The sequence below is a fragment of the Thioalkalivibrio sp. AKL17 genome (genome assembly GCF_000377885.1).
Classification (GTDB): Bacteria; Pseudomonadota; Gammaproteobacteria; order Ectothiorhodospirales; family Ectothiorhodospiraceae; genus Thioalkalivibrio; species Thioalkalivibrio halophilus.
In genome coordinates, this window is sequence record NZ_KB898764.1 from 503,755 (window position 1) to 525,647 (window position 21,893).

A 21,893-nucleotide genomic window follows, 5' to 3' on the forward strand; every position below is an offset into this window, starting at 1 on the left:
CCGATGGATACCCTGACCGTTCAACCCGGCGGCGTCCTCAGCGGGACCCTGCGGGTCGCCGGCGACAAGTCGATTTCGCATCGGGCGATCATGCTGGGGGCGCTGGCCGAAGGCGCCACCCACGTGACCGGCTTCCTCGAAGGGGAGGACTGCCTCGCTACCCTGGAGGCGTTTCGCGCGATGGGTGTCCCCATCCGCCGCGAAGGGCCGGGCGAGGTCATCATCGAGGGGGTCGGGATGCACGGCCTGCGTGCGCCCGATGGTCCGCTGGACATGGGCAATTCGGGTACCGCCATGCGACTTTTGTGCGGTGTGCTCGCCGGGCAGGCGTTCGACAGCGAGCTCACCGGCGACACCTCCCTGTCGCGTCGGCCCATGCGCCGGGTCACCGAGCCGCTGGCGCGCATGGGCGCGCAGATCGACACCGCCGAAGGCGGCACCCCGCCGTTGCGGGTGCGGGGCGGACAGCCGCTGCAGGGCACGGAATACGCCCTCGAGGTCGCCTCCGCCCAGGTCAAGTCCGCACTGCTCCTTGCCGGCCTGTGGGCCGAGGGCCGCACCTGCGTGACCGAACCCGCGCCAACCCGCGATCACACCGAACGCATGCTGGAAGGTTTCGGCGTCGAAGTGGAACGTGACGGGGCCACGGCCTGTGTGGCCGGCGGCGGGCGCCTGCGCGGTGGCGACGTGGACGTACCCGCGGACATCTCTTCGGCCGCCTTCTTCATGGTCGGGGCGTCGATCGCGCCAGGTTCCCACGTGATCCTGCGCCACGTCGGGGTCAATCCGACCCGGACCGGCGTGATCGAGATCCTCCGCCGCATGGGCGCCGATATTCGTCTGCTGGATCTGCGCGAGGTCAGTGGCGAGCCGGTGGCCGACATCGAGGTGCTGTCGCACGAGCTGCGCGGGATCGAGATCCCGGAGGATCAGGTGCCGCTGGCCATTGACGAATTCCCGGCCATCTTCATCGCCGCCGCCTGCGCCCACGGCGAGACCGTGCTGACCGGCGCCGAGGAATTGCGCGTCAAGGAAAGCGACCGCATCCAGGTGATGGCCGACGGCCTCGCGGCCCTCGGCGTCGACTGCGAGGTTCGGCCGGACGGCATCCGCATTCAGGGGGGCGACGGTTTTCAGGGTGGCGAGATCCAGAGCCACGGAGATCACCGCATCGCCATGGCCTTCGCCATGGCCGCACTCCGCGCCGACGCGCCCGTCACCATTCACGATTGCCGCAACGTCGCGACGTCGTTCCCCGACTTCGCCGACCTGGCGCGGCAGACCGGACTGCACCTGGAGGCCCAATGACCCCGGTACTGACCATCGACGGTCCCGGCGGCGCAGGCAAGGGTACCGTCTGCATGCGCATCGCGGCGGCCATGGGCTGGCACCTGCTCGACAGCGGCGCGCTGTACCGCCTGGTGGGCCTGGCCGCACGCCGGCAGGGTGTGGAGCCGGACGACGCGGCGGCCGTCCCCGACCTGGCTCAGGCGCTGGACGTACGCTTTGAAATCGACCGCGATGCCACACGGGTCACGACCCTGCTGGAAGGCGACCCCGTCGACGAGGAGCTCCGCACCGAGCAGGCGGGCAACGACGCCTCGCGTGCAGCAGCCATTCCCGCCGTACGCGAGGCGCTGCTGCAGCGCCAGCGCGATTTCGCGGTGCCGCCGGGCCTGGTCGCCGACGGGCGCGACATGGGGACCATCGTGTTCCCCGAAGCGGATCTGAAGATCTTTCTCGATGCCAGTGCCGAGGAACGTGCGCGGCGTCGCCAACTGCAGTTGCTGGAACAAGGACTTAGTGCTAGCCTTGAAGATCTTCGGGAAGAGATGGAAGAACGCGACCGTCGCGACCGCGAACGCAGCGTGGCGCCGCTCAAGCCGGCCGAGGATGCCTGGGTCCTGGATACCACGGATCTGGACATCGTCGCCGTGGTCGATCTCATCCTGGAGCGCCTGCGGGACGTACTCCCGGAAGACCGCCCCCCTGCCGACGAAACCCCCGGCAGCGGGATCGACAACACTTGAAACCGGTTTCAGGAAGTTTCTGTAACCGCATTTAATTTAACAGGTTTTTAAATCCATGAGTGAAAGTTTCGCGCAACTGCTCGAAGAGAGCATGGCCTACACCCAGATGCAGCCGGGTGCCATCCTCAGTGCCACCGTCATTGAGGTGAACCCGGAAGTCGTCGTGGTGAACGCGGGCCTGAAGTCCGAGGGGGTCATCCCCACCGAGCAGTTCATGAACGACGAAGGGGAACTCGAAGTCGCCGTGGGCGATGTCGTGGAAGTTGCCCTGGAAACCCCGGAAGACGGCTTCGGCGAGACCCGCATGTCTCGCGAGAAGGCCAAGCGTGCCAAGGCCTGGGATCGCCTCGAACGGGCGATGGAAGACGAGGAATACGTCACCGGCAAGATCTCCGGCAAGGTCAAGGGCGGCTACACCGTCGAACTGGGCGACATCCGTGCATTCCTGCCGGGTTCACTCGTGGATGTCCGTCCGGTGCGCGATACCGCGTATCTGGAAGGCAAGGAGCTGGAGTTCAAGCTCATCAAGCTGGATCGCCGTCGCAACAACGTGGTCGTGTCGCGTCGCGCCGTGGTCGAGCAGGAATACAGCGCCGAGCGCGAGGAACTGCTCAAGAACCTGCAGGAAGGTGCGCAGGTCAAGGGTATCGTCAAGAACCTCACCGACTACGGTGCGTTCCTGGATCTGGGCGGCATCGACGGCCTGCTCCACATCACCGACATGGCCTGGAAGCGCGTCAAGCATCCGTCCGATGTCGTTGAAATCGGCCAGGAAGTCGAAGTCAAGGTGCTCAAGTTCGATCGCGAGCGCATGCGTGTCTCGCTGGGCCTGAAGCAGCTGGGCGAGGATCCGTGGGAGAACATCACCCGCCGTTACCCGACCGGCACCCGCATCTTCGGCAAGGTCACCAACATCACCGACTACGGCTGCTTCGTCGAGATCGAAGACGGCGTGGAAGGCCTGGTGCACGTCTCCGAAATGGACTGGACCAACAAGAACGTGAACCCGGGCAAGGTCGTGGCCATTGGCGACGAGGTCGAGGTGATGATCCTGGACCTGGACGAAGAGCGTCGCCGTATCTCGCTGGGCATGAAGCAGTGCCAGTCCAACCCGTGGGACGACTTCGCCGCCAACCACAACCGTGGCGAGAAGGTCCGTGGCCAGATCAAGTCGATCACCGATTTCGGCGTGTTCGTGGGCCTGGAAGGCGGCATCGACGGCCTGATCCACCTGTCGGATCTCTCCTGGAGCGAGTCGGGCGAAGAGGCTATCCGCAACTTCAAGAAGGGTGACGAGGTCGAGGCCGTGGTCCTGTCCGTGGATCCGGAACGCGAGCGCATCTCCCTGGGCCTGAAGCAGCTGGACCGCGACCCGTTCGCCAACTTCGTGGCCGAACACAGCAAGGGCAGCATCGTGAAGGGTACGGTCAAGGAAGTGGACGCCAAGGCCGCCGTGATCGAACTGGCCGATGGCATCGACGGGATCCTGCGCGCCGCCGACATCTCCCAGGACCGCGTGGAAGACGCGCGCACGGTGCTCAACGTGGGCGACGAGGTCGAGGCCAAGTTCATGGGTGTGGACAAGAAGACCCGTGCGATCAGCCTCTCCATCAAGGCGAAGGATCGTGCCGAGGAGGCCGAAGCCGTGTCCGAATACGGGCAGGGCGGCGGCGCCACCACCTCGCTGGGCGACCTGCTGAAGGAACAGATGGGCAAGAACGACTAAGCCCCGTTCCACCGCCCGCATCCGCGTCGCAATCGCGGGTGCGGGCCTTTTTTTGTCTTTCCTCCCCCTTTGCTGCGAGTGCCAGATGACCAAATCGGAATTGATCGACAATCTTGCCCGCAAATCACCGCACCTTCCGCCACGCGACGTCGAGCTGAGCGTCAAGGCCCTGCTGGAGCGGATGAGTCAGGCACTGGCCAGTGGCGAACGGGTGGAAATTCGCGGATTCGGCAGCTTTGCGCTGCATTTCCGGCCCCCGCGCATGGGTCGGAATCCCAAGACCGGCGAGGGCGTGGCCCTGCCCGGCAAATATGTCCCTCACTTCAAGCCCGGCAAGGAATTGCGGGAACGCGTCAATGACGGCGCGCAAAAGGACCAGTAGGCGGATACGACGAATGGCCGAGCGCGGAAAGTCCCGGCTGCGGCATTGGGTCGCATTCGTGGCCCTGATCCTGATCTCCTCGAGCATCGGGATCCTGGTGGTGTTCAACGAGGGCGCCGCCACCCTTCATCTCCCCGGTCTCACCCTCGAGGCCCCCTTGATCGTGCTCCTGGGCCTGAGCGCCCTGGCGGGTGTACTGATTGCATCCCTGATCTTCTGGCTCAGGCTGCGGCGTCTGCAACGCAAGATCGACCGGCTGCGGGATGAGAACCGTGCGCTGCGGGTCGAAGTGGAACAGCTGCGGACCGCGCCGATGCGGGATTTCTACTGAACCGGAATGATTGAGGACTGGTTCTGGCTGCTGTTGCCGGTTGCCGCCGCCAGTGGCTGGTGGGCCGCGCGCCGAGGTGTTCCCGAGGAGGAAGAAACCCGCGATCCCGCGCTGGACCGCTATCTCCAGGGCGTACGATATCTGCTGGACGATCGTACCGACGATGCCCTGCAGACCTTCATCGAAATGGTCGAAGTCGACCATGAAACCTTTGAAACGCACGTGATCCTGGGGCGCCTGTTCCGGCGGCGGGGCGAGGTGGACCGCGCGATCCGCATTCACCAGAACCTGGTGGCGCGCCCGGCGCTGACCGACGCCCAGCGGGCACAGGCGCTGTGCGAACTGGGCCAGGACTTCCTGCTGGCGGGGGTGCTCGATCGGGCCGAGGGGGTGTTCCGCGAACTCATGAATTCGCCGAACCAGGCCTCCGAGGCACTGGAAGGCTTGCGGCACGTGTACGAGACGCAGCGCGAGTGGGGCAAGGCGATCGAGGTCGGCAACCGGCTGCGCTCCGAGGGCTCGCCACAGGAACCCCTGCGGGTTGCGCATTACCATTGCGAACTGGCGAGCGAGGCGCTGGAACGCAATGACCTGGCCGAGGCCTCCGAACGGGCAGGCCAGGCCGAAGCCCTGGTACCGGGCCTGTCGCGGTCCCTGCTGCTGAAATCGGAAATCGCCGAACGCGAGGGACGCATTCGCGAGGCCATTGATCACGGCAGCGACGCAGTCGCCCGGACGCCGCGGCTGGCACCGTTGCTGGTCCCGCGGCTGGAGCAGTTGCATCAGGCCCTGCCGGGCGAGCATCGTCTGGCGGCGCTGGAACAAGTACTGACCGACCTGGCCGAGGAACGCGGCGTGACCATGGCGCGTATCGCACTGATGCGGCTGTATCGACGGACCGGACGCATGGACCGGGCGCTGCATGAGCTGGGGGTCATCCTGGCCCAGCGTCCGGTGCCCACGTCGGGGCTGCTGGAGGCGGTGCGCTGGATGAAGGTACTGCCCGCGGTGCAGAGCTACGTGAGCGAATTTACGGCCTTCGAGAAGGCGCTGTCGGATCAGCTGCGCAGTCAGCACCTGTATCAATGCACCAACTGCGGCTACCAGGGCCGCGGCCATGTCTGGCAATGCCCCAGCTGCCGGCGCTGGGACACCCTGCGCGGGCTGGATTTCGATATCGATCAGACCACCGAGGACGCCGAAGCGGCGCTGATTCGCGAGGAGAGCCACTGAATGGACCCGGTAACGGAAACCCCGAACCTGCAGGAGCCGCGGCTGATCGTCGCCCTGGACTTCGCCTCCGGCGACGAGGCGCTGGCCTTTGCCCGCGGTCTGGACCCCCGCCAGTGTGCGCTGAAGGTGGGTTTCGAGCTGTTCGTAGTCGCCGGACCGGACCTGGTCGAACGCCTGCACGCTCTCGGCTTCCGGGTATTCCTGGACCTCAAGTTTCACGACATCCCCAACACGGTTGCGGCCGCCTGTCGCGCGGCTGCCCGCATGGATGTGTGGCTGGTGAACCTGCACGCTTCCGGCGGCCTGGCGATGATGCGGGCGGCCCGTGACGCGGTCCGCGAGGTCAATGAACGGACGGCCCTGCTGGCCGTAACGGTGCTGACCTCCAGTGACCGCGCAACCCTGGAGGAGACCGGCGTACAGGACACCCCGGATGGCCAGGTCATGCGCCTGGGGCGCCTGGCGGTGGAGCAGGCGGGGCTGGACGGGCTGGTCTGCTCGGCGCGCGAAGCTGCGATGCTGCGCCGGGAGCTGGGAGCGGCGCCCAGACTGGTGACACCCGGGATTCGCCTGGAGACGGCCGGGGGCGACGACCAGAAACGGGTGATGACGCCGGAACGGGCACTGGAGGCCGGCGCCAGTGCCATTGTGGTCGGCCGGCCGATCACCCGTGCGCAGGATCCCGCCGCGGCGATGCGGACGATCGCGGGACGCATGCAGGGGGTTTCCCCGACGCAGTGATCGGGCTAGGATCCATGGTGAGCGCACGGAAGATGGCGCTCGCCACCATTGAAAAAACAAGGAGGTTCACCATGATCCGTACTGTATCCATGTTCCGTTTTGCCCGGGTGTTGCTGCCCGCCATGGCGCTGGGGCTGAGCCTCGGCTCGCCGGTCACTGCCGGCGAACAGGTGCCCGTCAACGTCAATTCGGCACCGCTGGAGGAGCTGGTCACCCTGAGCAATGTCGGTGAGGTCACGGCGCGTGCCATCCTCGAACACCGGGAAGAACACGGTGATTTCGAATCCGTGCAGGCCCTGACCGAGGTGTCCGGCATTGGCGAACGGACGGTGGAAATGAATCTGGATCGGATTGAACTGGAATAGGGAGAGCGGCCGGGGCATGACCGCCATCGTGCGGCCATGCCCCGCAGCCCGGAGGGCACATGACCGAAAAGAGCAAACGAATCCGTACCGCGGTCTTTCCCGTGGCCGGCATGGGGACGCGCTTTCTGCCGGCGACCAAGGCCAACCCCAAGGAAATGCTCCCGGTGGTGGACAAGCCGCTGATCCAGTATGCCGCCGAAGAGGCCGTCGCGGCGGGGATCGATACCCTGGTGTTCGTCACCGGACGTAACAAGCGCGCCATTCCGGATCACTTCGACAAGGCGTACGAGCTGGAGAACGAGCTGGAGGAACGGGGCAAGACCAAGCTCCTCGAACGCATCCGCAACATCGTTCCATCGAGCGTCACCTGCGTGTATCTGCGCCAGGCCGAAGCCCTGGGGCTGGGGCATGCGGTCGCGTGTGCGCGCCCCGTGGTGCGCGAAGAACCGTTCGCCGTGATCCTGGCGGATGACCTGATCGAGGCGGTCGATGGCGGGGCCACCGCGCAGATGGTGGAACAGTACAACAGCCATGGTTGCAGCGTGCTGGGCGTGGAAGAGGTGCCCGAAGACCGCACCCATCAGTACGGCATCATCGATCCGGAACGCACAGCCCCCCGCAGCTGGGACGTGAAGGGCATCGTGGAAAAACCCGATCCGGCCGATGCGCCGTCGAACGTGGCCGTGGTCGGGCGCTATGTGCTGACGCCGCGGATCTTCGATCTGCTGGAACGGCAGGAACCCGGGGCCGGCGGCGAGATCCAGCTGACCGATGCCATCGATCGCCTGCGCGAGGAGGAGCGCGTGACGGCCTGGGAGTTTTCCGGGCGACGTTTCGACTGCGGCAGCAAACTCGGCTACCTCGAAGCCACAGTCGAGTTCGCGCTCAAGCACCCCGAACTCAAGGACGATTTCCGCGACTACCTGCGCACGCGGACGGACAGCTGACGCGTCCGGGCCCGGCGCTCACCACCAAAGCCGACGATGCCGGGGCCGAACCGGCAACCGCCCGCGCCAGTACTGGATCATCAGCAGGCCGACCACCATGCCGCCCAGATGCGCGAAATGGGCGATCCCCGACATGGTCCCGGACACCCCCAGATAGAGCTCGAGGATGCCGTAGCCGATCACGAAGTACTTGGCCTTGATCGGAATCGGCAGGAAGATCAGGAACAGGCGCTGGTTGGGGAACATCATCCCGAATGCCAGCAGCACCCCGAACACCCCGCCGGAGGCCCCCACCGTGGGGTAGATGGCATCACCGTTGCCCCCCGCTGTAACCACCAGCTGCACCAGACCGGCCCCGATCACGCAGATCAGGAAATAGGTCGCGAACATGCGCGAACCCCATGAATTCTCGACCTGAACACCCAGCATCCACACCACGAACATGTTGACGAACAGGTGCAGCGGCCCGCCATGCAGGAAGCCGTAGGTCACCAGCTGCCAGACTTGGAAATCCGGCACGCGCATCATCGACCCGTCCTGCATGATCGTGGACGGGGTGCCGATCGGCCACAGGGCGAAATGGGCCATCAGCCAGTTGCCCAGCGCGGGCATGGCCAGGAACAGCAGGACGTTGGTGACCAGCAGAAAGCCGATCACCGGAGGCATCATGCTGAAGCGCGGCGAGCGCGGGTCAGGATGGGTCATGTGGAGGATGCGCCGATCCGGCTCAGAAGTCGTCGGTCACGGCACCGCGGCTGGCCGATCCCACCGTGCGCGCGTATTTGGCAAGCACGCCGCGGGCCACCGGGGGCTCCGGGGCCTTCCAGGCCGCCCGGCGGCGTTCCAGTTCCTCGGGGTCGATATCCAGATCCAGCTGGTTCCGGTCGGCGTCGATCACGATCGGGTCGCCTTCCTGCACCAGCGCGATGGGTCCACCGGCGGCCGCCTCGGGCGCAACATGACCCACGACCATGCCGTAGGTGCCGCCGGAGAACCGTCCGTCGGTGACCAGGCCGACTGCATCTCCCAGACCGGCACCGATCAGCGCCGCGGTGGGGGCCAGCATCTCGCGCATCCCGGGCCCGCCGCGCGGTCCTTCATGGCGAATGACGATCACGTCGCCCTCGCGGATCTTGCCGGCGAGAATCGCGTCGAGGCAGGCCTCCTCGGAGTCGAAGACCCGGGCGGGTCCCCGGATGCTGCGCCGCTTGAGGCCGGTCACCTTGGCCACGCCACCTTCGGGGGCCAGGCTGCCCTTGAGGATCGCCAGGTGGCCCTGTGGATAGAGCGGGTCGGCCGGGGTGCGGACCATGTCGGCGGCCTCCGCCGGCGGGGCGGCGGGCGCATCGCGAAGGGTCTCCGCCAGGGTTTCGCCGGTGATCGTCAGGCACTCCCCGTGCAAAAGGCCGGCGTCCAGCAGCAGGCGCATCACCAGCGGGGTGCCGCCGGCCTGGTGGAAGGCGGTGGTGACGTAACGCCCGGAGGGCTTGAGATCGCACAGGACCGGGGTGCGACGGCGAATCCGTTCGACATCGTCCAGATCCAGGGGCACCTCGGCGGCGTGCGCGATCGCCAGCAGGTGCAGCACCGCGTTGGTGGAGCCGCCCAGGGCCATGACCACCGCGAGGGCATTCTCGAACGCCGGCCGGGTGAGGATGTCGCGCGGCTTGCGATCGGCATGGATCGCCTCCAGCAGGACCTCGCCGGAGCGCGCCGCGGACTCGCCTTTTTCCGGATCCTCGGCAGCCTGGGTCGAGGATCCCGGCAGGCTCATCCCCAGCGCCTCGAAGGCCGAGGACATGGTATTGGCGGTGTACATGCCCCCGCAGGAACCCGCGCCGGGACAGGCGTTGCGCTCCACGCCCTGCAGGTCCTCGTCGGACAGCCGACCGGCGCCGTGCTGCCCCACGGCCTCGAAGGCACTGACGATGGTCAGTTCCTGGCCCTTGTAATGCCCGGGCTTGATGGTGCCGCCATAGACGAAGATGCCCGGCACGTTGAGGCGGGCGAGGGCGATCATCGCCCCGGGCATGTTCTTGTCGCAGCCCCCGGTGGCCAGCACCCCGTCCATGCTCTGCCCGTTGACCACGGTTTCGATCGCATCGGCGATCACCTCGCGCGAGACCAGCGAGTACTTCATCCCCGGCGTGCCCATGGAGATGCCGTCGGAGATGGTGATGGTGCCGAAGGTCTGGGGCATGCCGCCGGCCTGACGCACCGCTCGTTCCGCGCGTTCGGCAAGCGCGCCGATTCCCGTGTTGCAGGGGGTAATCGTACTGTGCGCGTTGGCAATCCCGACGATCGGACGCTGGAAATCGTCGTCTCCGAACCCGACGGCGCGCAGCATGGCGCGATTGGGTGTGCGGCGCGGCCCTTCGGTGACCACGCGCGAGCGGCGGTTGTCCTGGCTCATGGTGTCCTCAGTGTGTCCGGGTCTGGTTCTCGCGACTGTAACGCCCGTTCATGAAGCGGTCGAAGAACTTGCCCAGGTCCGGGTGATCGATCTGTTCGCCCGAGGTGTCGCTTTCCAGATGGCGCTCGGCCACATAGGTGCTGTGGGTGTAGCCATCCACCAGCACGTGGTACCACGGTTGGTCCTTGGGCGGCCGGCTCTTCGCGACCGTCTCGTACCATTCGTCCGAGCCGTTGTAGACCGGGTCGACATCCACGATGACGCCGCGGTAATCATACTTGAGGTGATGGACGATCTCGCCCACCGAAAAACGGGTGCCGCTGGCCATGGTGCAATCTCTCTGCTCGCAGGGGTGAAAACAAAAGAATAGACCGGGCGAGCCCGGGGCGCGTCACGCCGTCTCAGGGTTCGTCCGGTTCCTGTCCGGATCCGCTCGGGGCCGCCTCCCGCCGCGGGCCGTACTGCTTGAAGGCCTCCCGCACGCGCTGCATCTCCGCGGCATCCAGCAGGGCGGGGCCGCCGATGGACAGGCTCAGCACGTACTGCCGCGCCAGCAGTTCGACCTCCTCGGTGAGCCACAGCGCGCGTGCGAGGTCCGGCCCGGTGGCGATCATCCCGTGGTTCGCCAGCAGACAGGCGTAGCGGTCATCCAGTGCGGCAAGCGCATGTCGCGAGAGTTCCGGGGTCCCGAAGGTGGCATACGGGGCACAGCGGATGGAGTCGCCGCCGGCGGCCGCGATCATGTAATGCAGCGGCGGGATGTCGCGCTGCTGGATCGCGACCACGCTGGCGTACACCGAATGCACGTGCACCACCGCATGGATATCTTCGCGTTCCCGCAGGATCGCGCGATGAAAATGCCATTCGCTGGAAGGCTTCTGGTGCGCGGGCCAGCGTCCCTCGGCATCCATGTACACCAGGTCCTCCGGCGCCAGGTCCTCGTACGCCACGCCGGAGGGGGTGATCAGCAGGCCGTGACCGCAGCGTACACTGACGTTACCGGATGTACCCTGGTTGAGGCCGCGCCGGTTGGTTTCCAGCGCCGTGTCGATCACCGCCTCGCGCAACTGTTGCTCGTTCATGCGCCTGCCTTCGTCCGGAACCGTCCCGCGCATTCTGCCTGACGGGCGCGCCCGGAGCATCCGGCCGCAAGGGTTCCGGGGAGTTCGCCCCGGGCAAGCACCCGTCCGTTCGCGGCCAAGGCCGCTCCTACCTCTGCAGGAGCCTGCCTGCAGGCGAACAGAGTGTCTGTGGGAGCCTGCTTGCAGGCGAACCGAGCCGGAGTCGCCGAAACGGCCAGCGCGAGCGCCAGCAGCAGGATCATCGTGGTGGCCACGCGCCCGATAACCGGCCAGCGATGCAGCTGGCGTTCGGTCAGGGTCCACCAGTGGGCCAGCCGGGCCATGCCGGGCAGGGGGCGCGGGGCGCTTCGGTCCGGTCCGGGTTGCCGCGCCGCGACCGTGCCGATCCCGGGCCACCGGGATTGCAGCCACCATGCCCCGCCTGCCAGCACCCCGGCCAGTAGCAGCGGCCAGAGGCCGTCCCCGAGGGCCGTTGAAGTCAGGGCGTATTCGCGCAGGGAGGTATCCGCTAACCACCAGGGCAACAGCAGCCCCGCAACGAGGGTCAGCAACCAGGGTGTCATGCCCCTGGTGTCAACGGCGCCGCCGGTCGTCGGCTTCAAGTCGGGCTCCGGGGGATGGCTGGCCGCGCGGCGCAGGAAATGCAGCATCAGCAGGGCGGTGGCGGTGCCGGTCAGCCCCGCCAGCCAGCCGGGCATTCCGGTCGTGAGGGCGGCCTTGGCCAGGGCGCCGCCGGAGAGCGGCGCGGCCGCGAGCGCGGCCCCGGCCAGCGCCAGGCCAAACAGCAACGCCCTCCGGGTGCACCGATCCGCCGCCGTGGCCAGCAGCCCCGTTCCGAGGAACAGCGCCCCCTTGGCCAGACCGTGATGAGCGAGCATCACCGCCAGGCCCGCCCAGACCGCGGCCGGCGACGTCCCGGCCGCGGCCATCCCGAGCAGGGCGACCACCAGACCCATCTGACTGACGCTGGACCAGGCGAGGATGGTCTTGGGTTCGGACTGGCGCAGACCCGCGGCCACGGCATAAAAGGTGCCCGTGAGGCCCAGCGCGGTCAGGATCAGGGCGCCGTGCCCGGGGATCTCAAGACCGCCTTCCAGCAGTCGCCATGCCCCCAGGGCGCCGACCTTGATCATTACCCCGCTCAGCACCGCGCTGGCCGGCACCGGGGCCACCGCGTGGGCCCGGGGCAGCCAGGCATGCAGCCCCGGCGCGCCCAGCTTCAGGCCGAAGCCGATCGCGAACAGCAGGGCGGCGGCCGGTTCCATGCCCGCACCCAGTCCGACGAGATCCGGCGAATTCCCCGGACCGGCGAGCATGGTGGTCCAGGCCACCGCCGTGAACAGCGCGACCTCGCCGATCAGCATCAGGCCGAGGTAGAGCCGTCCGGCCCGCAGGGCCGTCACGCCGCCGGTGTGGGTGACCAGACCGTAGGCCGCGAAGGTCATCAGCGCGAAGCCGGCATAGAAGGTGAGCAGATCCGCCGCCAGCACCAGCAGCAGGTAGCCGGCCAGGGTCAGAAGCCAGAACACGGCAAACCGCAGCGGGTGTGTCAGCGGGTGTCGATGGGCGTACGCCCCGGCGAGCAGCCACAACAGGGCGCCGGGCAACAGAAAGGCGCGGGCCGTGCCATCCAGCGCCAGACGGGCCTGATCCAGCAGCCCGGGCAGCACGATCCCGGCATCGGGGTCGGGGCCTGCCAGGGCCAGCAAGAGCGCCGGCAGGGCCGCCAGCGGCAGCAGGATGGTGGCCCGGCGACGCAGGGCGGGGAGCGCGAGCGCGGTCAGGGCCAGCCATGGTGCCAGCACGGCAAGCAGCAGTGCGAGCTGCGTGGCGTTCATGCGGCCAGCCCCCCGGCCTCAAAGGCCGAGCGCAGCGCCGTGGCGAACAGGCCGCTCGCGATCGCCGCCAGGGCCAGCAGCAATGCGGCCCGGGGCATGGCGAGCGGAATGGGCAGCGGTTGCGCCCGTGCGGGGACCGCGGCCGCATCAACGCTTCCCGCACGCAATGGATCACGCAGGATGCGCCACAGGTATCCGGCGGTGATGAACGTCCCGAGCACGATCACTGCCGCCCAGGGCCAGGCGCGCGCGGCCAGGGCCGATTCCAGCAGCCACCACTTGGCAACGAAGCCCCCGCTGGGCGGCAGACCCACCAGACTCGCCGCCGCCAGCGCGATCGCGATCCAGGCCAGCAGGCTGCCGCCGGCCATCGGCGGGCCGATACGGCGCAGATGGTCGCTGCCCCATTGCCACGCCAGGCAGCCCGCTGCCAGGAAGAGGCTGCCCTTGGCCAGGCCATGGGCCAGCAGCAGCATCAGCATGCCCGCGTGGGCCTGGTCGGGCAGGGCCCCGGCGGTCGCCAGCGGGAACACCAGCAGGCCGAAGCCCAGCTGCGAGACGGTCGAATACGCGATCACCATCTTCAGATGGCGCTGGAGCATGGCCAGCACACCGCCCCAGATCACCGCCGCCGCCCCCAGCAGGCCCAGCAGCTGTGCCGGCAACCCCGGAAGCATTCCGGCAAACGGACCGAACCACAGACGCACCAGCAGATAGAACGCCGCGGTCACCACCACAGCGGAAAGCACCGCACTGACCGCCGCATGCGCTCGCCCATGGGCCGAGGGCAGCCAGAAATGCAGCGGGAAGATCGCCCCCTTGAGCAAGAGACCCAGGGTGATCATCACCGCGGCCGCCAGGGTGACGGGTTCCTCCGCGGCCCGGCCGGTCAGCAGGACGATATCCAGCGCGCCGTACTGTCCGTAGAGCAGGGCGACGCCCAGAAGATACAGCGTGGACCCCAGCAGCGTTGCGAGGAAATAGCGCCATGCCGCGGCGAGCGCCGGCCCGCCGGCGGCGGCGATCAGGGCCACCGCCGCCAGCGCCACCATCTCCAGGATCACGTAGAGATTGAACAGGTCGGCGGACAGGAACAAGGCATTGAGCCCGCCCCACAGGAACAGCCACAACGGCCAGAAATAACGTCTCTGGCGACTGTCCGGCACCAGACGGCGCTCGGCAAGGCGATAGATCGCCGCGGCCAGCGCGACCACAGTGGTCAGGACAAGCAGGGTCAGGGCGAGGGCATCGATCTGCCAGCCGATTCCCAATGGCGCGGCCCAGCCCCCCAGATCCTGGCGCCAGGGGCCGGTGCGCAGGTTTTCGAGGACCAGAACGGCCAGTACCGGCAACAGCAGCAGTCCGGTACCCAGCGTCGCCATGCGGCCCCGGCGCGGATGCGCGAAGGCGACGGCCGCCGCCATCAGCGGCAGCCCCACCACCATGGCCGTGGCCAGCGCGATGCTCACGGGTCGCGCGAGTCCCGGCCGTGGTGGCCGTTCGCGGGCCCGCCACGCCGCTCCAGCAGGCGAACCATCAGCCCCAGCGCCACCGCCGTGGTCGACACCGTCACCACGATGCCCGTCAGCACCATCGCGTGAGGCACGGGGTCCAGTACCTCGGCGGCATGCGCCAGCGCCACCAGCAGCAGGAAGACCGCGGTGGTCAGGACGTTCAGCGCGAGGATCTTGCGCATCAGCTGCGCACGGACGAACAGCCCGTGCAGGCCGATGATCAGCAGCGCGATGGCCAGCAGCAGATACAGGGTCATGCCGGCCTCCGGGTGTCCCAGTCGGCCGGGGGCTCGCCACCCAGATACAGCGCGAACAGCAGCAGCGCGATGGAGAGCCCCGCGGCAAGCTCCAGCAGCAGGATCAGCCAGCCGGCCAGCTCGACCGGGTACTCGAAGAACCCGTGCCCCCCGGCCATCACTGCGAAGGCCACCCCCAGCATCGCGGTCATCCCCAGCGCGAGCGCCCAGCGCCACGGGCCGTAGACGTCACCCGACAGCCAGGGCCGGGCGCCGGCCAGCAGCATCAGCACGCCGCCGGCGCCCATCACCGCACCGGCCGGGAAGGCACCCCCGGGCGCATGACTGCCCCGCCACAGCAGATAGGCCGAAACCAGCACGAACGCCGGGAACAGCACGCGGCCCAGAGCGGGCAGGGCGGGCGACACCAGTTCGGGCGAGGAAGGCCAGGGGGTAGGACCCAGCGACCACAGCACGACCACGCCCAGCAGCAGAATGGCGATCTCCAGCAAGGTGTCGAAGGCGCGGAAGTTGAGCAGTACGGCGGTGACCGGGTTTTCCACCCCGGAGCGCCCGAGTTCCGCGGCCACCGGTTCGCCCAGCCCCGGGGCCGGGAGCAGCCACGCCGCCCCGCCCAGGCCGGCCAGCAGCAACAGCCCCATCGGCAGCCAGAACGCCCGGTCGCGCCCGCGCTGGCACACATCCGACGCGCGCCCCGCCTCCCAGTCCAGCCGCCCCAGCGCGGACAGCAGCAGCGCACCGGTGATGCCCGCGCCGATTGCCGCTTCGGCCAGAGCGATGTCCGGGGCCTCCAGGCGCACCCACGCCAGCGCCATCAGCAGTCCGAACACCATGAAACTGACCACCGCGCGGAACAGCCCCGCCGCGTGGATCGCCTGCCAGGCGGTCCACAGCAGGGCCGTGGCCAGAACCCCGTCGAATGCCAGACCCAGGGCGCCCATTCACAGCCCCCACGGCCGGATACCGCGGCGCAACGCGGCGCGTGCGATCAGACCCGCCCCCACGGCCGTGGCGACCAGCATCAGCAGCCACACCAGCAGCAGTTTCAGGGTCAGGGTCAGACTGCCCGAATACACCCCCAGCCCCAGGCAGATCATGCCCAGGCCGATGTTGTCGGCCTTGGGCTGGGCATGCAGGCGGGTATACACATCCGGAAAACGCAGCAGCCCCAGCGTACCCAGCAGCAGGAACAGCACACCGCCCACCGTCAGGATCCCCCCGATCACGCCCGTCAGGCTCACGGCCGGTGCTCCTCGTCGCTGGAACGGGTCCGGCCGGACCAGGCGCGGTTCACGAACGTGACCACCGCCAGCGCCGATAGCAGCGCAAACACCAGCGCCAGATCCACCAGGGCCTCGCGCTGCGTCAGCACTGCCAGCAGCAGCGCGATGGCGATGGCCGAGGTCGCGAACATCTCCGCGGCCAGCATGCGGTCGGCGGCCGTTGGCCCGCGCAGCACCCGCATCAGCCCCACCACGATGTTGAGCATCAGCAGGATCACCAGGAACGGGAACAGATCAGTCATTGGGCGATTCTGGCTGAAACATGTTCATCACATGCCCCTCCAGACGCTCCAGCATGTCCTGGGTCCGGCGGGGACGGGCCAGCACATGCAGCGTAATCGCCTGTTCCGAGATGCGCACGCACAGGGTCCCGGGCATCAGATTGACCAGATTGGCGAACATCAGGCGCGGGGTCCCCGCCGGCAGCGCCCAGGGGTAATCCAGCAGGGCCGGCTCCAGCGGGCAACGGGGATGCACCGCACGCCAGGCCACATCCAGCGCGCTGCGCAGCGAAAAGAACAGAAACACCGGCACGAAGGCGATGATCCCGCGGATTCGCCAGCCCCCCGTCCATCCCGGCGCGAAGGGATTGAGCCAGGCCGCCGCCAGGATCGCCGGCACGCCCCACCACCAGGCCCCCGGATCGCCCTCGGTCAGGATCCACCAGATCCCGGCGTAGCCCGCCACGCGCAGTACCCACCCCGACCAGCGCGCCCGGGCCACCCCCGCACGGTTTCCCCGCAGCCCGCCACCGGATCCGTCCATGCTCCATCCCCGCACCACAGTCGCCAGTGCCCGCCAGTTTCCCCCACCCGGGCCGCATCGCGCCAGCGGGCAGAGCAAGGTCGCCTTCGCCCGGAATACACCGAAATTCTGGCATCCTCGCGATTGCGATATTCCCTCCTGGTCTTTAGGGTTTAATCGGGAATGCCAGACCCTTCTGTGGTGACCCTGGATACGGGTCGACATCACCGCGAGAGACGACGGGCACGGGGGAGATATGGGTGCAGGAAAAGGCAACGATACCGATTACGGGCCGTACGATGCGCAAGAGATGGAGGGCGCACTGCGGCGGTCGCTGGCGACCGACCGGCTGACGCTGGGCGTGCGGCTGGCCACCCTGGTGGTGTTCTACGCGCTGGCGGCCCGGGCGGTGGCCGACGGGCTGCCCGCCAGCCACCTGCTGATACCGCTGGTGTTCGAGTTCGTTTTCATGCTGTGGCTCGGCCTTGTGATTTCGCGCACCGTGGTCGACTGCCCGGACTTTCGCGCTGCCAACGGAATCGGACTTGTCCCGTTGTTCTGGACGCTGGCCGTGGCCGGAGGAGCGCTGATCTGGCTGGCCTGGGGCGAGGACGGCCTGTCAGCCGCTCGCGTGCCCGATGCGGCGCTGCAAACCTGGCAACACAGCATCGAAACCGGTCTGGTCTGGGCAATGCTCGCCGGCGTCATCGGGCTGACCGCCGCCAGCGCGCACGAGATCGCCGAGTGGCGACGCACCGGGGGAGCTTTCATATGGACCTCGACGCTGTTTGCAACCATGCGGATTTTGCTGGCGATATTCGTGCTCCCGCTGGTTATTTTCCTCCTTCTGCCCCTGTTGATCCCGCTGATCACACAGATGATCCACGGGGAGCTCAATCCCGCCTGGGCGGTGTGGACGGTACTCCTGGTGCTCGACCTCGGCGTGGTAGTGACGGGCGCATTGCTGCATCGTCACCTTGAGCAAAAGGCCGCTCAGGAGGCCTGATTCGTTATGGGAAAGCGGATGCGGGGCGGCCCCGCGAGTTGCTGTAAATGAGGATGTACGGCCCGGGCGCGAGGGCGTGACGGCCTCCGCATGATCGGGGTGCGCGGCTGCACGCAAGACCGGGCGACGGGTGGTGGCTGGACTTCCCGGATCGGTTCCGGGGGCGGCATGGTGGCGAGCCCGTGTCCTGACGGAGGAGAGTGTTTGCGCGCCCAGCGGCCGGGGCATGGCCCGGCCGTGGCGGGGTGGAATCGGGATCGATACCATGACGCTCGGCCGGGCGACGGGCGTTGTCGTCACGTCGGGCGAGCATGGCCGGGCAAACGGCGGATGCGACACACCCCCTCACGCGATTCAAGGATGGCCCCTGCATGATCCTCACCCTGAACCAGCTCGAACGGCACCTGTTCGCGGCGGCGGACATCCTCCGCGGGCGCATGGACGCCTCGGAGTTCAAGGAGTACATCTTCGGCATGCTGTTCCTGAAGCGCTGTTCCGACGTCTTCGAGCAGCGGCGGGAAGAGGTGCGCGACAACCTGCGCGCCAGCGGCAAGAGCGAGGAAGAGATCGCCAGGCTCGTCGAGATGCCGAGCTGGTACAAGGCGGACTTCTACGTGCCGCCGAAAGCGCGCTGGGAGTACCTGCTGAACGAGGCCCACCAGGGCGTGGGCAACGAGCTGAACAAGGCGCTGGCCGGACTGGAAGAGCACAACCCCAGCCTGGCCGGGGTGCTGGAGCACATCGACTTCACCCGCAAGGTGGGCTCCACCACGCTGCCGGACAAGAAGCTGCGCGACCTGATCGTCCACTTCAGCGAGTACCGCCTGCGTAACGAGGACTTCGAGTTCCCCGACCTGCTGGGGGCCGCCTACGAGTACCTGATCCGCGATTTCGCCGACTCGGCCGGCAAGAAGGGCGGCGAGTTCTACACCCCGCGGCCGGTGGTCCGCATGATGGTGCGGCTGATGGATCCGCAGGAGGGCCACAGCGTGTACGACCCGTGCATGGGGTCGGGCGGGATGCTGATCCTGTCCAAGGAGAACCTGGAAGAGCAGGGTGGCGACACGCGCAAACTCAACCTGTTCGGTCAGGAGGCCTCCGGCTCGGTCTGGGCCATCGCCAAGATGAACATGCTGCTGCACGGAATCAGCAGCGCCGACCTGCGCAACGACGACACCCTGACCGATCCGCAGCACGTGGAGGGCGGCGAGCTCAAGCGCTTCGACCGCATCCTCACCAACCCGCCGTTCTCCATCGGCTACACCTCCAGCCCGCACTTCCCGGAGCGCTTCCACTACGGCAGCGTGCCCGAGGGCGCCAAGAAGGCCGACCTGATGTTCCTGCAGCACATGGTCGCCAGCCTGAACGGCAACGGCCGCCTGGCCACCGTAATGCCCCACGGCGTGCTGTTCCGCGGCGGCGACGAGAAGCGCATCCGCGCCGGCCTGCTGGAAGACGACCTGGTGGAGGCGGTGATCGGCCTGGCGCCCAACCTGTTCTACGGCACCGGCATCCCGGCCAGCATCCTCGTGCTGCGCGCCAGGGGCGCCAAGCCCGAGGAGCGCCGGGGCCGCGTGCTGTTCATCAACGCCGATCGTGAGTACCACGAGGGCCGCGCCCAGAACCACCTGCTGCCGGAACACATCGAGAAGATCGTCAGCACCTGGGATGCCTTCGAGGATGTGCCCGGCTTCGCCCGGGTCGTGCCCCTCGAGGAGCTGCGCGAGAACGACTACAACCTGAATATCCGCCGCTACGCCGACAACACCCCGCCGCCCGAGCCCCAGGACGTGCGCGCCCACCTCAAGGGCGGCGTGCCGGTGAAGGAGATCGAGGCCCGGCGCCCCCTGTTCGACGCCCAGGGCCTGGACCCGATGCACCTCTTCACGCCCCGTCCGGACGATCCCGACTACGTGGACTTCGCCGACCACCTGAGCGAGAAGCGCGACCTCAAGCCGGCCATCGAGGCCGACACCGGCCTGCAGGAACGCGAGGCCCGCGTGCTGGCCGCCTTCGAGGCCTGGTGGGCCGAGCACGGCGCCAGCATCACCGCGCTCTCCGGCAACGGCGGTCGCCTGACGCAGTTGCGCGACGAGCTGCTGGGCAGTTTCTCCGCCGCCCTGGAGCCCACCGGCATGCTCGACCGCTTTGCGGTGCGCGGCATCATTGCCGGCTTCTGGTTCGACAACAAGAACGAGTTCCGCACCCTGCAGACCCGCGGCTGCCGGGGCGTGGTGGACGCCTGGCGCACCACCATCATCAGCCAGCTGGAGGACGATCAGAACAAGGCCAACCCGCTGGACCACCGCCTGGTGCACTTCCTGCTGCAGGACTACGTGGCCGAGCTCGAAGAGCTGGCCACCCGCAAGGCCGAGCTGGACGCCCGCATCAAGGCCGCCGAGGCCCGACCCGATGGCGATGACGACGGCGAGGGCGAAGCCACCAGCGAGGACGACGACGCCCCGACCCCGGCCGAGATCAAGGCGTGGAAGAGCGAACGCACCCAGGTGAAGAAACAGCACAAGGCCAGGGTCGCCAGTTTCGAGACGCACCTGAACACCGCCGTGGATGCTCTGGACGAGCCCGCAGCCGCCGAGCTGGTCGGCACCATCCTGCACAACGATCTCAAGGGCATCCTCGAGCGGCACATCCGTCAGCAGCGTCAGCAGGTGATCGCCGCCTTCGAGACCTGGTGGGACAAGTACCGGGTGACGCTGACCGACATCGAAGCCGAGCGTGATGCCGCCGCCCGGGAGTTGGAGCAGTACCTGGAGGGGCTGGGGTATGTTTGATGCTCGGCATTGGAAGAATGCCGCACTCGGAGAGTTGGCGGACATCAGCAGCGGTGAGTCACTTCCTGCGACTCTACGGAACGGTCCGTTCGATCTGATGGGCGCCAATGGTTCCATCGGCCGAGCCGCTAAATGTAATTTCGATGGGGGGGTGTTGGTAGGCCGGGTTGGTGCAGCGGGTGAGGTGAGCAGGATTTTGGAGCCTTGCTGGGTCTCGGATAATGCGCTGATGGTTAGGCCAAAAAGTGATCGTCTTTCCTCGCGCTATGCATTTCATCTTCTCAATAACCTTGGCCTAAACAGTATCGCCACGAAAACGGCTCAGCCTCTGGTAACACAGTCTCAGCTTAGAGGGCTGCAGCTTTTCCTCCCTGAGTTGGTTGATGAACAAGCCGCAATTGCCGATCTGCTCGACACCCTCGACACCCAGATCCAGAAGACCGAGGCGCTGATCGCCAAGCTGGAAAAGGTCAAGGAGGGCCTGCTCCACGACCTGCTGACTCGCGGCATCGACGAGAACGGCCAGCTCCGCCCCAGCCCCGAGGAGGCGCCGGAGCTCTACAAGGAGTCGCCGCTGGGGCTGATTCCGAGGGAGTGGCAATATGGGCAACTACAAGATTTCGGTCAGCTGGTCTCTGGGCAGCATATCCCCGGTGAACTTAGCAATAGGGATGGAAGAGGGGTTCCATACTTCACAGGCCCCACTGACTTCTACTCAGGACAGACCATTACAAGCAGTTACACTGAGTTCCCGCAAGCCATGTGTTCAAAGGGGGACCTCCTAATAACAGTTAAAGGCTCTGGCTGCGGAAAAACAGCTACAGCATCAACTGATGCATGTATAAGCAGGCAGTTGATGGCTTTCAGCTTCAAGGGGGTTGAGCAAGTCTTCTGGCGCGCTTTTTTTTCAGCAAATGAGAATATGATCAATAGGATTGCGGAAGGTGGAGCAATCCCGGGAATTAGTCGCCAGCAACTTCTCCATATTCCTGCGGCCTCCCCTACATCCGAATATGAATTCAATGCCATATCAGAAACCATTGCGGCGCATGAAAAAAGGCAATTTTTGGAGGCACGTCAACTGAAGAAATTAAACAAACAAAAGTCAGGCTTGATGGGCGACCTCCTCACCGGCCGCATCCGTGTCAGTCCCTTGCTGGAACCCGCCGAGGCTGCGACGCCGGCATAGGCCGTAGGCCGCCACAACAA

Annotated in this window: 23 protein-coding genes; 12 read left to right on the plus strand and 11 right to left on the minus strand. The window is 67.1% G+C overall.

Annotated features, from left to right (window positions below):
- The first annotated feature begins 3 nt into the window (after positions 1 to 3).
- The 9 genes from aroA (at position 4) to galU (ending at position 7,755) form a co-directional block, all read left to right on the plus strand.
- Positions 4 to 1,308 (plus strand): 3-phosphoshikimate 1-carboxyvinyltransferase, encoded by a 1,305-nt coding sequence (gene aroA / locus D577_RS0102300; protein WP_018945978.1) that lies wholly within the window; start codon positions 4 to 6, stop codon positions 1,306 to 1,308.
- Positions 1,305 to 2,030 carry a (d)CMP kinase gene (cmk, locus tag D577_RS0102305; protein ID WP_018945979.1) on the plus strand — a complete coding sequence of 242 codons (726 nt, stop codon included), beginning with the start codon at positions 1,305 to 1,307 and terminating at the stop codon, positions 2,028 to 2,030. Before aroA ends, cmk begins: the two co-directional genes overlap by 4 nt.
- A gap of 55 nt (positions 2,031 to 2,085) precedes the next feature.
- Positions 2,086 to 3,756: a 30S ribosomal protein S1 gene (gene rpsA / locus D577_RS0102310; RefSeq protein WP_018869437.1), complete on the plus strand. Its 1,671-nt coding sequence runs from the start codon at positions 2,086 to 2,088 to the stop codon at positions 3,754 to 3,756.
- 85 nt (positions 3,757 to 3,841) lie between these two features.
- The gene (locus D577_RS0102315) at positions 3,842 to 4,138 is read left to right on the plus strand and encodes an integration host factor subunit beta (protein WP_018869436.1); all 297 of its coding nucleotides are present in this window, start codon (positions 3,842 to 3,844) and stop codon (positions 4,136 to 4,138) included.
- Positions 4,139 to 4,151: 13 nt separating this feature from the next.
- The gene (locus D577_RS0102320) at positions 4,152 to 4,469 is read left to right on the plus strand and encodes a lipopolysaccharide assembly LapA domain-containing protein (RefSeq protein WP_018945980.1); all 318 of its coding nucleotides are present in this window, start codon (positions 4,152 to 4,154) and stop codon (positions 4,467 to 4,469) included.
- A 6-nt stretch (positions 4,470 to 4,475) separates the two neighbouring features.
- Entirely contained in the window at positions 4,476 to 5,702 is a 1,227-nt protein-coding gene (locus D577_RS0102325; RefSeq protein ID WP_018945981.1) for a tetratricopeptide repeat protein, read from the plus strand.
- Positions 5,703 to 6,443 carry an orotidine-5'-phosphate decarboxylase gene (pyrF, locus tag D577_RS0102330; protein WP_018945982.1) on the plus strand — a complete coding sequence of 247 codons (741 nt, stop codon included), beginning with the start codon at positions 5,703 to 5,705 and terminating at the stop codon, positions 6,441 to 6,443. It abuts the gene before it with no gap.
- 122 nt (positions 6,444 to 6,565) lie between these two features.
- Positions 6,566 to 6,808 carry a helix-hairpin-helix domain-containing protein gene (locus D577_RS0102335; RefSeq protein WP_051073616.1) on the plus strand — a complete coding sequence of 81 codons (243 nt, stop codon included), beginning with the start codon at positions 6,566 to 6,568 and terminating at the stop codon, positions 6,806 to 6,808.
- A 59-nt stretch (positions 6,809 to 6,867) separates the two neighbouring features.
- The gene (gene galU, locus D577_RS0102340) at positions 6,868 to 7,755 is read left to right on the plus strand and encodes a UTP--glucose-1-phosphate uridylyltransferase GalU (RefSeq protein WP_018945984.1); all 888 of its coding nucleotides are present in this window, start codon (positions 6,868 to 6,870) and stop codon (positions 7,753 to 7,755) included.
- Positions 7,756 to 7,773: 18 nt separating this feature from the next.
- Here galU and D577_RS0102345 read toward each other — a convergent pair whose 3' ends face one another.
- The 11 genes from D577_RS0102345 to D577_RS0102395 form a co-directional block, all read right to left on the minus strand.
- Positions 7,774 to 8,460: a rhomboid family intramembrane serine protease gene (locus D577_RS0102345; RefSeq protein ID WP_018945985.1), complete on the minus strand. Its 687-nt coding sequence runs from the start codon at positions 8,458 to 8,460 to the stop codon at positions 7,774 to 7,776.
- Between the two features lie 22 nt (positions 8,461 to 8,482).
- On the minus strand, positions 8,483 to 10,168 hold the full coding sequence (gene ilvD / locus D577_RS0102350) for a dihydroxy-acid dehydratase (protein ID WP_018945986.1): 1,686 nt from the start codon (positions 10,166 to 10,168) through the stop codon (positions 8,483 to 8,485).
- Between the two features lie 7 nt (positions 10,169 to 10,175).
- A complete protein-coding gene (gene hspQ, locus D577_RS0102355; protein WP_018869428.1) occupies positions 10,176 to 10,496 on the minus strand; it encodes a heat shock protein HspQ in 321 nt (106 codons plus the stop codon).
- 73 nt (positions 10,497 to 10,569) lie between these two features.
- Positions 10,570 to 11,250, minus strand: a complete 681-nt coding sequence (locus D577_RS0102360) for a class II aldolase/adducin family protein (RefSeq protein WP_018945987.1) — start codon at positions 11,248 to 11,250, stop codon at positions 10,570 to 10,572.
- A complete protein-coding gene (locus D577_RS0102365; protein ID WP_018945988.1) occupies positions 11,247 to 13,088 on the minus strand; it encodes a complex I subunit 5 family protein in 1,842 nt (613 codons plus the stop codon). Before D577_RS0102365 ends, D577_RS0102360 begins: the two co-directional genes overlap by 4 nt.
- Positions 13,085 to 14,557 carry a complex I subunit 5 family protein gene (locus tag D577_RS0102370; protein WP_018945989.1) on the minus strand — a complete coding sequence of 491 codons (1,473 nt, stop codon included), beginning with the start codon at positions 14,555 to 14,557 and terminating at the stop codon, positions 13,085 to 13,087. Before D577_RS0102370 ends, D577_RS0102365 begins: the two co-directional genes overlap by 4 nt.
- Positions 14,554 to 14,859, minus strand: coding sequence for an NADH-quinone oxidoreductase subunit K (locus D577_RS0102375; protein WP_018945990.1), 306 nt, complete (start codon positions 14,857 to 14,859; stop codon positions 14,554 to 14,556). Before D577_RS0102375 ends, D577_RS0102370 begins: the two co-directional genes overlap by 4 nt.
- Entirely contained in the window at positions 14,856 to 15,800 is a 945-nt protein-coding gene (locus D577_RS0102380; RefSeq protein ID WP_018945991.1) for a hydrogenase subunit MbhD domain-containing protein, read from the minus strand. Before D577_RS0102380 ends, D577_RS0102375 begins: the two co-directional genes overlap by 4 nt.
- Positions 15,801 to 16,100: a monovalent cation/H(+) antiporter subunit G gene (gene mnhG, locus D577_RS0102385; protein ID WP_018945992.1), complete on the minus strand. Its 300-nt coding sequence runs from the start codon at positions 16,098 to 16,100 to the stop codon at positions 15,801 to 15,803.
- The gene (locus D577_RS0102390) at positions 16,097 to 16,384 is read right to left on the minus strand and encodes a monovalent cation/H+ antiporter complex subunit F (RefSeq protein WP_018945993.1); all 288 of its coding nucleotides are present in this window, start codon (positions 16,382 to 16,384) and stop codon (positions 16,097 to 16,099) included. Before D577_RS0102390 ends, mnhG begins: the two co-directional genes overlap by 4 nt.
- Entirely contained in the window at positions 16,377 to 16,907 is a 531-nt protein-coding gene (locus D577_RS0102395) for a Na+/H+ antiporter subunit E (RefSeq protein ID WP_018945994.1), read from the minus strand. The genes D577_RS0102390 and D577_RS0102395 overlap by 8 nt, the downstream gene beginning before the upstream one ends.
- A 235-nt stretch (positions 16,908 to 17,142) precedes the next feature.
- On the opposite strand from D577_RS0102395, the gene D577_RS0102400 reads away from it, so the two are divergent.
- The 3 genes from D577_RS0102400 to D577_RS13925 all read left to right on the plus strand — a co-directional run bounded on the left by D577_RS0102400 (position 17,143) and on the right by D577_RS13925 (position 21,873).
- Positions 17,143 to 17,892: a hypothetical protein gene (locus tag D577_RS0102400; protein ID WP_018945995.1), complete on the plus strand. Its 750-nt coding sequence runs from the start codon at positions 17,143 to 17,145 to the stop codon at positions 17,890 to 17,892.
- A gap of 371 nt (positions 17,893 to 18,263) precedes the next feature.
- On the plus strand, positions 18,264 to 20,684 hold the full coding sequence (locus D577_RS0102405; protein WP_018945996.1) for a class I SAM-dependent DNA methyltransferase: 2,421 nt from the start codon (positions 18,264 to 18,266) through the stop codon (positions 20,682 to 20,684).
- Positions 20,677 to 21,873 (plus strand): restriction endonuclease subunit S, encoded by a 1,197-nt coding sequence (locus tag D577_RS13925; protein WP_167539476.1) that lies wholly within the window; start codon positions 20,677 to 20,679, stop codon positions 21,871 to 21,873. The genes D577_RS0102405 and D577_RS13925 overlap by 8 nt, the downstream gene beginning before the upstream one ends.
- Positions 21,874 to 21,893 lie beyond the last annotated feature (20 nt).

Excerpts from the sequence above, each read along its gene's own strand:
- aroA (WP_018945978.1), top strand. The coding sequence starts at position 4 with ATGGATACCCTGACCGTTCAACCCGGCGGCGTCCTCAGCGGGACCCTG.
- cmk (WP_018945979.1), top strand. The coding sequence starts at position 1,305 with ATGACCCCGGTACTGACCATCGACGGTCCCGGCGGCGCAGGCAAGGGT.
- rpsA (WP_018869437.1), top strand. The coding sequence starts at position 2,086 with ATGAGTGAAAGTTTCGCGCAACTGCTCGAAGAGAGCATGGCCTACACC.
- D577_RS0102315 (WP_018869436.1), top strand. The coding sequence starts at position 3,842 with ATGACCAAATCGGAATTGATCGACAATCTTGCCCGCAAATCACCGCAC.
- D577_RS0102320 (WP_018945980.1), top strand. The coding sequence starts at position 4,152 with ATGGCCGAGCGCGGAAAGTCCCGGCTGCGGCATTGGGTCGCATTCGTG.
- D577_RS0102325 (WP_018945981.1), top strand. The coding sequence starts at position 4,476 with ATGATTGAGGACTGGTTCTGGCTGCTGTTGCCGGTTGCCGCCGCCAGT.
- pyrF (WP_018945982.1), top strand. The coding sequence starts at position 5,703 with ATGGACCCGGTAACGGAAACCCCGAACCTGCAGGAGCCGCGGCTGATC.
- D577_RS0102335 (WP_051073616.1), top strand. The coding sequence starts at position 6,566 with ATGGCGCTGGGGCTGAGCCTCGGCTCGCCGGTCACTGCCGGCGAACAG.
- galU (WP_018945984.1), top strand. The coding sequence starts at position 6,868 with ATGACCGAAAAGAGCAAACGAATCCGTACCGCGGTCTTTCCCGTGGCC.
- D577_RS0102345 (WP_018945985.1), bottom strand. The coding sequence starts at position 8,460 with ATGACCCATCCTGACCCGCGCTCGCCGCGCTTCAGCATGATGCCTCCG.
- ilvD (WP_018945986.1), bottom strand. The coding sequence starts at position 10,168 with ATGAGCCAGGACAACCGCCGCTCGCGCGTGGTCACCGAAGGGCCGCGC.
- hspQ (WP_018869428.1), bottom strand. The coding sequence starts at position 10,496 with ATGGCCAGCGGCACCCGTTTTTCGGTGGGCGAGATCGTCCATCACCTC.
- D577_RS0102360 (WP_018945987.1), bottom strand. The coding sequence starts at position 11,250 with ATGAACGAGCAACAGTTGCGCGAGGCGGTGATCGACACGGCGCTGGAA.
- D577_RS0102365 (WP_018945988.1), bottom strand. The coding sequence starts at position 13,088 with ATGAACGCCACGCAGCTCGCACTGCTGCTTGCCGTGCTGGCACCATGG.
- D577_RS0102375 (WP_018945990.1), bottom strand. The coding sequence starts at position 14,859 with ATGACCCTGTATCTGCTGCTGGCCATCGCGCTGCTGATCATCGGCCTG.
- D577_RS0102380 (WP_018945991.1), bottom strand. The coding sequence starts at position 15,800 with ATGGGCGCCCTGGGTCTGGCATTCGACGGGGTTCTGGCCACGGCCCTG.
- D577_RS0102390 (WP_018945993.1), bottom strand. The coding sequence starts at position 16,384 with ATGACTGATCTGTTCCCGTTCCTGGTGATCCTGCTGATGCTCAACATC.
- D577_RS0102395 (WP_018945994.1), bottom strand. The coding sequence starts at position 16,907 with ATGGACGGATCCGGTGGCGGGCTGCGGGGAAACCGTGCGGGGGTGGCC.
- D577_RS0102400 (WP_018945995.1), top strand. The coding sequence starts at position 17,143 with ATGGGTGCAGGAAAAGGCAACGATACCGATTACGGGCCGTACGATGCG.
- D577_RS0102405 (WP_018945996.1), top strand. The coding sequence starts at position 18,264 with ATGATCCTCACCCTGAACCAGCTCGAACGGCACCTGTTCGCGGCGGCG.
- D577_RS13925 (WP_167539476.1), top strand. The coding sequence starts at position 20,677 with ATGTTTGATGCTCGGCATTGGAAGAATGCCGCACTCGGAGAGTTGGCG.